This window comes from Methylobacterium aquaticum (assembly GCF_001043915.1).
In the GTDB taxonomy this organism is placed as follows: domain Bacteria; phylum Pseudomonadota; class Alphaproteobacteria; order Rhizobiales; family Beijerinckiaceae; genus Methylobacterium; species Methylobacterium aquaticum.
The window spans coordinates 1-10,953 of sequence record NZ_LABX01000352.1; the positions used below are offsets into that span (position 1 = coordinate 1).

Annotated in this window: 8 protein-coding genes; 3 read left to right on the top strand and 5 right to left on the bottom strand. The window is 69.0% G+C overall.

Annotated features, from left to right (window positions below; translation table 11 throughout):
* Both ffh and VP06_RS31735 read right to left on the bottom strand, forming a co-directional pair.
* On the bottom strand, nucleotides 1-1,451 hold a 1,451-nt coding region (gene ffh / locus VP06_RS31730; RefSeq protein WP_048467811.1), incomplete at its 3' end, for a signal recognition particle protein.
* An 18-nt stretch (nucleotides 1,452-1,469) separates the two neighbouring features.
* Nucleotides 1,470-1,691, bottom strand: a complete 222-nt coding sequence (locus VP06_RS31735; protein WP_048467812.1) for a glutathione S-transferase — start codon at nucleotides 1,689-1,691, stop codon at nucleotides 1,470-1,472.
* 274 nt (nucleotides 1,692-1,965) lie between these two features.
* Between VP06_RS31735 and VP06_RS31740 the strand changes: the two genes are divergently transcribed.
* The gene (locus VP06_RS31740) at nucleotides 1,966-2,415 is read left to right on the top strand and encodes a hypothetical protein (protein ID WP_048467813.1); all 450 of its coding nucleotides are present in this window, start codon (nucleotides 1,966-1,968) and stop codon (nucleotides 2,413-2,415) included.
* Nucleotides 2,416-2,632: 217 nt separating this feature from the next.
* On the opposite strand, the gene VP06_RS31745 is transcribed toward VP06_RS31740, so the two are convergent.
* Nucleotides 2,633-6,496: a glycosyltransferase gene (locus VP06_RS31745; protein ID WP_048467814.1), complete on the bottom strand. Its 3,864-nt coding sequence runs from the start codon at nucleotides 6,494-6,496 to the stop codon at nucleotides 2,633-2,635.
* Between the two features lie 326 nt (nucleotides 6,497-6,822).
* Between VP06_RS31745 and aroC the strand changes: the two genes are divergently transcribed.
* Both aroC and ribB read left to right on the top strand, forming a co-directional pair.
* Nucleotides 6,823-7,956, top strand: a complete 1,134-nt coding sequence (gene aroC / locus VP06_RS31750; protein WP_048467815.1) for a chorismate synthase — start codon at nucleotides 6,823-6,825, stop codon at nucleotides 7,954-7,956.
* Nucleotides 7,957-8,009: 53 nt separating this feature from the next.
* The gene (ribB, locus tag VP06_RS31755) at nucleotides 8,010-9,311 is read left to right on the top strand and encodes a 3,4-dihydroxy-2-butanone-4-phosphate synthase (RefSeq protein ID WP_425350976.1); all 1,302 of its coding nucleotides are present in this window, start codon (nucleotides 8,010-8,012) and stop codon (nucleotides 9,309-9,311) included.
* 16 nt (nucleotides 9,312-9,327) lie between these two features.
* On the opposite strand, the gene VP06_RS31760 is transcribed toward ribB, so the two are convergent.
* Nucleotides 9,328-9,915, bottom strand: coding sequence for a beta/gamma crystallin domain-containing protein (locus VP06_RS31760; RefSeq protein WP_048467816.1), 588 nt, complete (start codon nucleotides 9,913-9,915; stop codon nucleotides 9,328-9,330).
* A gap of 186 nt (nucleotides 9,916-10,101) precedes the next feature.
* Nucleotides 10,102-10,953, bottom strand: an 852-nt coding sequence (locus VP06_RS31765) for a histone deacetylase family protein (protein ID WP_048467818.1), incomplete at its 5' end; no start/stop codon positions are given.

The following is a 10,953-nucleotide window of genomic DNA, read 5'->3' on the forward strand; positions in this document are numbered from 1 at the left end:
GATTTCTGCAACTCGGCGAGCATCTCGGGGGTGGGCTGGGGCAGGCCGCCCATCATCTTGCCCAATCCCCCCATTCCACCGCCCATGCCGCCGCCGCCCATGCCGCCGCCCAGGCCGAACATGCTGCCGAGGGCCTGGCCGATGCCGCGCTTGCCCGATCCCATGGCCTTCATCATGTCGGCCATGGTGCGGTGCATCTTGAGGAGCTTGTTGATCTCCGAGACGTCGACGCCGGAACCCTTGGCGATGCGCTTCTTGCGTGAGGCTTTGAGGATGTCCGGGTTGCGGCGCTCCTCGGGGGTCATCGACGAGATGATGGCGCGCTGGCGCTTGAACATCTTCTCGTCGAGGTTGGCGCCCTCGACCTGCTTCTTGATCTGGCCCATGCCGGGCAGCATGCCCATCAGGCCGCCGATGCCGCCCATCTTCTCCATCTGGGCGAGCTGCATCGACAGGTCGTCGAGGTCGAACTTGCCCTTGCGCATCTTCTCGGCGACGCGCAGGGCCTGTTCCTGGTCGATGGTCTCGGCCGCCTTCTCGACGAGCGAGACGATATCGCCCATGCCGAGGATGCGGTTGGCGACGCGGGCCGGGTGGAATTCCTCCAGTGCGTCGACCTTCTCGCCGGTGCCGACGAGCTTGATCGGCTTGCCGGTCACCGCCCGCATCGAGAGTGCCGCGCCGCCGCGGGAATCGCCGTCCATGCGGGTCAGCACGATGCCGGTCACGCCCAGGCGTCCGTCGAAGGCGCGGGCGGTGTTGACCGCGTCCTGGCCGGTCAGCGCATCGGCGACGAGCAGGACCTCGTGGGGCTTGGTGGCCGCCTTGACGTCGGCGGCCTCCTGCATCAGCGCCTCGTCGAGGGTGACGCGGCCGGCGGTGTCGAGCATCACCACGTCGAAGCCGCCGAGGCGGGCGGCCTCCATGGCGCGCTTGGCGATCTGCACCGCCGACTGGCCGGCGACGATCGGCAGCGACTCGACGCCGACTTGGCCCGCGAGAACCGCGAGCTGCTCCATCGCGGCGGGGCGGCGGGTGTCGAGGGAGGCGAGCAGCACCCGGCGCTTGTCGCGCTGGGTCAGCCGGCGGGCGATCTTCGCCGTGGTGGTGGTCTTGCCCGAGCCCTGGAGGCCGACCATCAGGATGCCGACGGGCGCCGGCGCGTTGAGGTCGATGATCCCGGCCTCGCCGCCCAGCATCGCCACGAGCTGGTCGTTGACGATCTTCACGACCATCTGGCCGGGCGTCACCGACTTCAGCACGACGGCGCCGACTGCCTGCTCTCGCACCTTCTCGGTGAAGGAGCGCACGACCTCGAGGGCGACATCCGCCTCCAGCAGGGCGCGGCGCACCTCGCGCAGGGCGGCGGTGACGTCGGCCTCGGTCAGGGCGCCGCGGCGGGTCAGCCCGGACAGGATGCCGGAGAGACGGTCGGAGAGGCCTTCGAACATGCGGTCAGTCTCCGGGGGTTATTCGTCAAGGCCCGCGGAGGCGGCGCGCCGGGCCTGGAGGGCGCCCTCGAAATGGGTGAGCGCCCGCTCGAACGTGTCGCGGCAATCGGGATTGCAGAAGCCCACGACCGCGCCGTTGTAGAGCGTCAGCGAGTCGGCGGCGATCGGCTTGCCCGACCAGGGGCAGAGCGCGTTGACGGCGTCCTCGATGCGCAGCGGCGTGGTGTCGGTCCTGGTCATCCGGTCTCCTGCGTGCCACCCATCGGGTGACGGATCGCGAGGCCATGCGCAACGCCAGTCGCGCCCGAGGGCGCATCGCGCTGTCGGGCGTTGACCTCCGGCCTCACGGGCCGGTCGGCGTCGAGACGAGACCTCGTCTTGAGAGGGCGGGGCCTAACCTCCCGGGCCCGCGTTGTCAATTCCGGAAGCCCGCCTGTTCCGCACAGCGCGCCCATTTACGGCTTCTTAACCATGCGGGGGGTTACATGAGGTCAAGATTCGCAGGAGATGCGGCGTGTCCGATCCCGCCTTGAAGACGCAGACCACCGCCGCGGCGCGGCAGCCCTCCGGACCGCTTCAGGACTGGCTCGCCACGCTGTCGCGGATCGACGCCGCCGATCAGGCGCGCGCCGCGCCGCGCCGGCCGGCCGAGACCCAGCCGGCCTGGGAGCCGCGCATCGTCGCCCCCAACGAGCCGATGGAGGCCGAGGCCCCGCCGGCGGCCGGCGGCGAGCAGGACGACCTCGCCGCGCTGATGGCCGAGAACATGGTGCTCAAGGCGCGGCTGCGTCAGGAACATGGGCGCTACGACGAGCTTCAGGCGCTGCTGGCCGAGGAGCTGCGCTCCTTACGCGCCCATGTTCAGCAGGAGATCGACCGGGCCGAGGAACTCCGCGCCGAACGCGACCTGTGGATGGCCCGGGCCGAGGCTCTCGCTCAGCCGCTGTTCCAGCCGCGGCGCTGAGGCCGGCGCTCCCGCACTGGGCCGGACAGGACGCCGTCGGTCCATCGTCGTCGCGTGATGACGCCCCGGCATCGTCTGATCGATGCCGGGGCTTTCTGCGTCGGGAGTGCGGCGGTGCCCGGAGGTTTTGGACCGACGGGCCGGCCTCGGTGCCGGAGCGCCGTCGGAGCGGGGATCCGCGCCCGGAGCCCCGGCCGCTGCCGGCGCGGGGCGCAGGTCAGGCCCGCGCCGCCCGGTCGGCGTCGAGGACGGTGCCGTAGATGACCGCCAGCTCCTCCGCCTGCTGGTCGGCGGTCCGGATCGGGGCGTTGTGATCGGGCGAGCGCAGGTGGATCGCCGGGTTCTCGTCGATGAAGCGGAGTGCGGTGAGGAGGCCGGCCTCGTCCGCCACGTCGACGACGTAGCCGTTGCGGCCCTCGACGACGCAATCGGCCACCGCGCCCCGGTCGGAGGCGACGACCCAGCAGCCCGCGGCGACCGCCTCCCGGGTCACGAGGCCGTAGCTCTCCGGCCAGACCGAGGGGGCGAGCAGCACGTCGATATGGGCATAGAGCCCGCCGATGCTCGATTGCGGGAATTTGCCCCGGATCTCGACGGGCACGCTCCCCCATTCCTCGGTCACCCGCTCGCTCGGGTGCATGGCGTGGTCGATCAGCAGCAGGCTCAGGTTCCGGAACGGCTCGTTGAGGATCACGGTGCGGATCAGGCCGTAGCCCTTGTGGTCGGCGAGGCCCCCGATGAAGCCGAGGCGGACCCGGCCGGTCGGGCTCGCGGTCCGGACGACCTCGGGCAGCCGCGACACGCCGTTCTCCACCACCTCGATCCGGTCGAGGCCGACGCGGCGGCACAGCTCGCCGAACGGCCGCGACACGGTCAGGATGCGCGCGGCGCTGTTGACGCAGCGCAGCAGGGTGCGGGCCCGGACATAGTCCTCGCCCATATAGGCGTCGAGCGAGGCCGTGCCACTGAAGTCGTAGGTCTCGACCACCCGGTTGCCGTTGATCAGGAACTGGTGCGGCGAGATCCACCAGCCGTCATGCATCGTGATCAGGTAGGGGATGCGGCGCCGGATCGCCGCGGTGACGCAGCTCGTGGTCAGCCGCTGGATGCAGTGGAAATGGATCAGGTCCGGGCCGATCCGGTCGAGGACGCGGTCGAAGACCCGCCCCATTTCGGGATCCTCGACCAGGTTGTCGATGTCGGGGTGATCGGCGGCGGTGATGCAGAACACCCGCACGCCCTCGCGCACGTACCAGTCGAGGGCATAGGGCACCGGCCCGCCTTCGAGGGTGCAGATCACGTCGATCTGCCACTCGGCCCCCAGGATCCGGCGCAGCGAGCGGACGTTGTCGTGGACGACCCGGGTGGCGCCGCCGATGGCCTGGGGCGGGTAGAACACGTTGACGATGACGAGCCTCTTGCGCGGGGCGAGCTGGCGCGCCGTAGACCGGTCGATGAGTGCGGCGAGGCCCTTCGCCTGCCGCTCGATCCCGTAGCGGTCGAGCACGACCTGCTTGGCCGCCTCGCCGATCTGCCGCCGCTCGTCGGGCGAGCGGACCAGGCGGTCGAGGGCGGCGTGGAACGCCGCGCTCGAGTCGCACAGGAAGCCGGTCTCCCCCTCGACGATCACCTCGCGGTGCGTCTGCGTGCCGCTCACCACGGACGGAATGCCGAACATCGCGGCCTCCATCCACTTGATCTCGCTCTTGCAGTCGTTGAACGTGTCCGGCACCAGCACCGAGATGTTGATGTCGGCCTCGCGCAGGAGGTCCCAGTACGAGGCCACGTTGGCGATCGGCCGCGAGGTGATGATGTAGTCGGCCCAGGGCCGCAGCAGGTCCGAGACCGTGACCTCGCCGATCACCACGACGCGGATCCGGCTGCCGTGGGTCTCGAACAGGCGCGCCAGCGCCGGCTCGATCAGTTGCTCGAAATCGAGCTTGTGGGCCTTGGTGCCGGAGCCGTAGAAGATCGTGACGGTGTCGCCGCGCGGCCTCGCCCGCCCCTGCATGCTGACGACATGCGCGCTGCTCAGGGCATTCGGCTGGTGGAACACCGTTCCCGTCCGTACCCGGCGCTCCAGGTGCCGGGCGAGGCTCGGCGTCGAGGCCATGCCGTACTCGCACAAGGCGGCGGCCTCGGCGAACAGGCTGACGCCGCATGCCATCGACGCATGCTGGCGGGCATCGATCAGGCCGACATAGGTGTCGAGCCCCGGCGGAAAATAAGCCGAATCGAAGACCAGGTCGTCGATGTCATAGATCGTCACGATGCCCAGCTCGGCCGTCCGGGAGATGGCATCGACGACGTTCGGAAACGCGGGGACTCGATAGAAGATCGTATAGTCGATCTGCATGAGATCGGACATGTATTTATTGTGATCTTTGGTATAATCGTAGATCGTGACATCGTATCCGGCGGCGACGAGCTGCTCGGCGCGCTGATCGACGCGGTAGAACCGGCATTGCGGCAGATCGCAATTGGCGTAGACGGCGACGCGGCGGACGGGACCGGTGCCGATCACCGGCGCTTCCTCGCCCCCTGCGAGGCAGCGGGCGGCCTCGGTCACCCGCGCGCGCGCCTCGTCGTAGCCTGACTCAAGGGCAACGTCCGCGCTCTTCTCCCAGACGTCGTAGAAATATTTTTCCCGTGTCTCGCGCAGTTTGAGGCGCAGGCCGACGTCAGCCGGGTATTTCGCCACGCCCGCCGCCATGGCGCGTTCCGCGGCCTTCGGCTCGCCGAGCGTCAGCAGGCCATGAGCCAGGTGACGGAAGGTCCATTCGTTGCTGGCATCGCGCGCGACGATGTGCTGGCGCAGGCGGGTGGCCAGGGCGACGTTGCCGCCGCGCTCGATCATGTCGGCGCGATGGTTGAGGGCGCGCGATTGCTCGGGATGGTGGATCAGGCTGCGCGCATACAGCTCGGCGGCCTCGACATCCTTGCCCTGGAGCGCGCGGGCGTCGGCCACCTCGGCGAAGAAGCTGGCCGCTGCGGGCTCGTTCAGGTCCCAGCGCCACTCGATCAGGTCCCTCACGATCCGGCTCGGTGTCACCGGGGCGGTCCCGTTCGACGGCTGCCCGAGGCGTGCCGTGATTCTGGCCTCGAGCGCGCGTGACAGTCGTGCCCCGTGGGTCACTTGGACGAACACCTTCAGGTTCGGCCAGAACGGCTCGCTCGCGTCGCTCCTCAGCCAGCGCGCGTACCGCTCCCGCCGTGACGACCCGCTGGTGTCGTCGTCGCCGTGCTCGGCCTGGAAGAAGGCGTCGTCGAACGCGCCGTCGAGCGAGATGTCGAACTGCTCGTGCTGGCCAATCTCACAGAAATGCCGAATGCATTCGGCCCTGTTGAGGAATTTTCCGCGCTGCTTGATGTATTTGTGCTGATAGAAATTGTGGTCGAAATATTTAGAAAAGTAGGGGATGTTGATGCCGTGGACGCATGCAATTTCATCTTCGTTGAAATAGACGAGATGGTCGTCCGGCGCCCGCAAGTGCTGCTTGACGGCGACGACCGCATCCTCGGGCGTGAGGCCCGGCGGGACCCTCACGCCATAGAGGTGGGCGATGAAGGCGGGATCGTAGAAGAGCGGGACGTAATGACGGTCCTCGGCGCGGCCGTGATCGAAGTAATGCGTCACGCGCGCGGCATTGGAGGTGATCGCCCGTCCGATGTCCGGGTTGCAGGCGACGTAGCTCGCGAGGTTGAATCCCCGGGGCAGGCCGCTTCGGGCCGCTTCGGGGAGCGGCGAGCCGGAATAGGGGCGCTTCTCCGCCTTGCCATGCTCGAGATAGTGGAAGATCGCCTGGAAATCCCACCTGATCGTGGCCGCCACGTCCGGATTGAGACGCAGATAGTTTCCGACGTCGAAATCCTGCGGAAGCCCGGCGCTGGCCGCGGCCGCGGCGCGGGCCTGCAATTCGTTCCCGAAGCGGCCTTCATTCCGCCCGAACTCCTCCCAATGTCGAATGATCTCCTCATCCGTTGCATGATGCAGGTCGGCGTAGTAATCCCTGTAGAACCTTACATCGAGATCGGCATCTTTCTTGCGCTCACCACGCCGCAATAACTTGAAAATATTCATCTCGGTCCTCGCTCGTGCCGGCTCGTTCCAAAATCAATGACGGAATATGATGCTCATGCTGTGCTGGACTGGCACTAATTGCCAGTATATCCATTTCATGGTTGGGTCTCCAAAAGTAATATTTCTCTCACATTGGACAAAGCTAGGGGGTGTAGGAGCCGCCAAGCTGCGATGTCAAGCCGCCGGCGAGCGGCAAGGGCGAACGGCAAGGCGGACCGACGGGGTGTCCGGTCCCCGGGTCCGCAGGCGGATGGAGCGGTCCGCGAGACCATTTCCCGTCCGGAGCAAAATGCTCTAGAGCGGCCCCGTCCTCTCGCATAGCCGCCATGTCCCACAACAGCTTCGGTCACCTCTTCCGCGTCACCACCTTCGGCGAGAGCCATGGCCCGGCCCTCGGCTGCGTCGTCGATGGCTGCCCGCCGCTGATTCCGCTCGAGGCGGCGGAGATCCAGGCCGAGCTTGATCGCCGCCGGCCCGGCCAGTCGCGCTTCACCACCCAGCGCCAGGAGCCGGACCAGGTCCGCATCCTCTCGGGCGTCTTTGCCGACGAGCGCACGGGCGGGCGGGCGCTCACCACCGGCACGCCGATCGCGCTGATGATCGAGAATGTCGACCAGCGCTCGAAGGATTATTCGGAGATCCGCGACAGCTACCGGCCCGGCCACGCCGATTACGCCTACGATGCCAAGTACGGCATCCGCGACTATCGCGGCGGCGGGCGCTCCTCGGCCCGCGAGACCGCCGCCCGGGTGGCGGCGGGGGCGATCGCCCGCAAGGTGCTCCCGGGCGTGACGATCCGCGGCGCCCTGGTGCAGATCGGCCCGCATGCGATCGACCGTGCCCGTTTCGACTGGGACGAGGTCCACAACAACCCCTTCTTCTGCCCCGACCCCGTCGCGGCGGGGCAATGGGCGGCGTATCTCGACGGGATCCGCAAGGCGGGCTCCTCGGTCGGCGCGGTGATCGAGGTGGTGGCCGAGGGCGTGCCCGTGGGCCTCGGCGCCCCGGTCTACGGCAAGCTCGACGCGGACCTCGCCGCCGCCATGATGTCGATCAATGCCGTCAAGGGCGTCGAGATCGGCGACGGTTTCGCGGCGGCGGCCCTGCGCGGCGAGGACAATGCCGACGAGATGCGACCCGGCAATGACGGGCGCCCGATCTTCCTTGCCAACCATGCCGGCGGGGTGCTCGGCGGCATCTCGACCGGCCAGCCGCTGGTCTGCCGGTTCGCCGTCAAGCCGACCTCCTCGATCCTGACCCCGCGGGCGAGCGTCACCCGCGACAACCGCCCGGTCGACGTGCTGACCAAGGGCCGTCACGATCCCTGCGTCGGCATCCGGGCGGTGCCGGTGGGCGAGGCGATGATGGCCTGCGTGCTCGCCGACCATTGGTTGCGCCACCGGGGCCAGGTCGGAGACCACGGCGAGGGTCCGCCCAAGGCCGGTTTTCAGTCCGAGTGAAAGGCATCACGGTTTCAGTTTGACTGAAACGGCCGGCAGGCTATGACGGAGGCGTGAAACTCGGCGACTGGCTCCGGCAGCAGGGCGTGACCCGCCTCGACTTCGCGCGGCGCTGCGGGCTCTCGCCCGCGGCGGTGACCGGCTTGTGCAACAACCCCGCGCCATGGCTGTCGCGGGAGACCGCCGCCGCCGTGGCGCGGGAGACCGGCGGCGCCGTCACCCCCAACGACTTCCTGGGGCTCGAGGCCCGGGGACAGGAGATGCCCGTGACCCACGCATCCATCATCGAGGCCATCGACGCCTATGCCCGCGGCGAGATCGTGATCGTCACCGACGACGACGACCGCGAGAACGAGGGCGACCTCGTCGTCGCCGCCTCGCTCTGCACGCCGGAGAAGATGGCGTTCATCATCCGCAACACCTGCGGCATCGTCTGCGCGCCGATCACCGCCGCGGAGGCCAAGCGCTTGCGCCTCGAGCCGATGGTGGCCTCGAACGACGCGCCGCTCGGCACCGCCTTCACGGTCACGGTCGACGTCAAGCACGGGCTCACCACCGGCATCTCGGCCGAGCAGCGCTGCAACACCGTGCGGGCGCTCGCCAACGGCAACATGGGGGCGACCGACTTCGTGCGCCCGGGCCACGTCTTCCCGCTGATCGCCCGGGACGGCGGCGTGCTGATGCGCTCCGGCCATACCGAGGCGGCGGTGGATCTGTGCCGGCTGGCGAAGCTCCCGCCGGTCGGCGTGATCTGCGAACTCGCCAATGACGACGGCACCGTGATGAAGGGGCCGCAGATCACTGCCTTCGCGCAAGCGCACGGCCTCAAGCAGATCTCGGTGGCGGAGCTGATCGCCTACCGCCAGGCGCGCGAGAAGCTGGTCGAGCGGGTCGGCACCTTCCCGGTCAAGACCGAATGGGGCGAGTTGACCGGCTACGCCTACACCACGCCGTTCGAGCCAATGCAGCAATTCGCCTTCGTGCACGGCCGCATCGGCGAGGGCCGGAACGTGCTGGTGCGGCTGCACCGCTCGAACGTGGTGGCGGACGTGATCGAGGGCGGCCGCACGATCGAGGCGGTGATGCGCCGCTTCGCTCAGGAGGGCCGCGGCGTGCTCGTCTACCTGCGCGACGGCACCGCCGGCGTGCCGCTGTCGCAACTGCCCGACGGTGCCGGCGAGGACGGGGCCGAGGCAGCGCGGGTGCGCCAGTGGCGCGAGGTGGGCCTGGGCGCCCAGATCCTGCGCGATCTCGGCGTGGTCTCGATCCGCAACATCTCGAGCGCGGCGCGTTCCTATGTCGGCCTGTCGGGCTTCGGCATCGAGATCGTCGCCGACGAGGCGCCGGAAGGGTAGGGGGCGCGCCCCACCCTTACCGGCACGAGCACTGGAGCGATGACGCCTGATCGTTCCAGAGCGCGCCCACGGCGGCGTAGTCGCCCGCCGCGAAGACCCGCGAATCGCCGCCGAAATCCCGGTGCTGGTAGACCCGCAGGCTGCATCCCTGCGGCACCTTCACGGACGAGATCTTGTCGTTCCAGGCGTCGCCGACATAGCGCAGGCTGGTATTCTCGGCGACGCCGCGATTCGCGCCGTTGAAGTTGACGTCCGCGTAGAACCGGCAGAAGCGGTCGACCCCGCGGGTGCATTGGCAGCTCGCCGAGGAGGTCTGGTCGTTCCACAGGTTGCCGAGCGAGGCGGTGTCGCCGGTGACCGTCCGCTGGTCGCCGCTGAAATTGCTGTGCTGATAGAGCGTGAGCGTGCAGCCCGGCCCGACCCGGACCGAGGACGCCTTGTCGTTCCAGCCCGCGCCGACATTGCTGAAGCGCTGGCCGGCGCCGATGATGAGCGAGTGCCCGCGGTAATTGTCGTGCTCGTAGAGCGCACAGGCAATCTGGGCCACGACCGGCCCGGCCGACAGGCCGAGCCAGAGCAGAGCGGCTGACACGATGCGGATCATGCGTCCCTCCCGGTGAGCGACCAAGCGGCCCGGCACGGTCGCTCCGGCAGGATGGTTGCGTGTGAGACCGGATCCTCGGTAGCATGGCGCAAGATGTCCGCGCATCCGTCAAAGAGATGAGGCGCCGACGATGTCGAATCTTAGCAGAACAGGGGCCGGGACGTCGTGCCGGCCCGGGCCCGTCCGTCACCGGCCCATCAAGGTCTCGACATGGGCGGCGACCGACTTCGACAGGCCGATGAGGTCGTAGCCGCCCTCGAGCAGCGAGACGATGCGGCCGCCGCAGCGGCGATCGGCGACGCGCATCACCTCCCGGGTCGCCCAGGCGAAGTCCGCTTCGGTGAGCTTGAGGTTGGCGAGCGGATCGCGCCAATGCGCGTCGAATCCGGCCGAGATCACGATCAGATCGGGCTGGAACGCATCGAGGCGCGGCAGCACGCCCTGGGCGAACGCCTCCCGGAACGTGTCGCCGTCGTCGCCCGCATGAAGCGGCACGTTGACGATGGTGTCGTGCTCGCCCCGCTCGGACGCCGCGCCGGTGCCGGGGAAGAGCGGCATCTGGTGGGTCGAGGCGTAGAGCACGCTGGGATCGTCCCAGAAGATGTCCTGCGAGCCGTTGCCGTGATGGACGTCCCAATCGACCAGGGCGACCCGGGCGGCGCCGTGGTGCTTCCGCGCGTGGCGCGCCGCCACCGCCGCGGTGTTGAACAGGCAGAACCCCATGGCGCGCTCGCGCTCGGCGTGGTGGCCGGGCGGGCGCATCGCCGCGAAGGCGTTGGCGACGTGGCCGCCCATCACCTCGTCGACGGCCCGCACCGCGGCCCCGAGCGCCCGGCGTGCCGCCTCCAGGGAGCCGGGGGACATCACCGTGTCGGAATCGATGCCGACCAGCCCTTCGTCCGGCGCCACGGCGGCGATCGCCGCGACGTAGTTCTCCGGATGGGCGAGGCCCGCGACCGACAGGTCGGCGAGCGGCGCCTGCTCGCGCACCAGGGTGGCGAAGCGCTCGTCCTCCAGCACCCGCTCGATCACCCGGAT

Bases quoted from the DNA above. Each gene is read 5' to 3' on its own strand.
- VP06_RS31760 (WP_048467816.1), bottom strand. From the start codon at position 9,915: ATGATCCGCATCGTGTCAGCCGCTCTGCTCTGGCTCGGCCTGTCGGCC.
- VP06_RS31745 (WP_048467814.1), bottom strand. From the start codon at position 6,496: ATGAATATTTTCAAGTTATTGCGGCGTGGTGAGCGCAAGAAAGATGCC.
- VP06_RS31735 (WP_048467812.1), bottom strand. From the start codon at position 1,691: ATGACCAGGACCGACACCACGCCGCTGCGCATCGAGGACGCCGTCAAC.
- aroC (WP_048467815.1), top strand. From the start codon at position 6,823: ATGTCCCACAACAGCTTCGGTCACCTCTTCCGCGTCACCACCTTCGGC.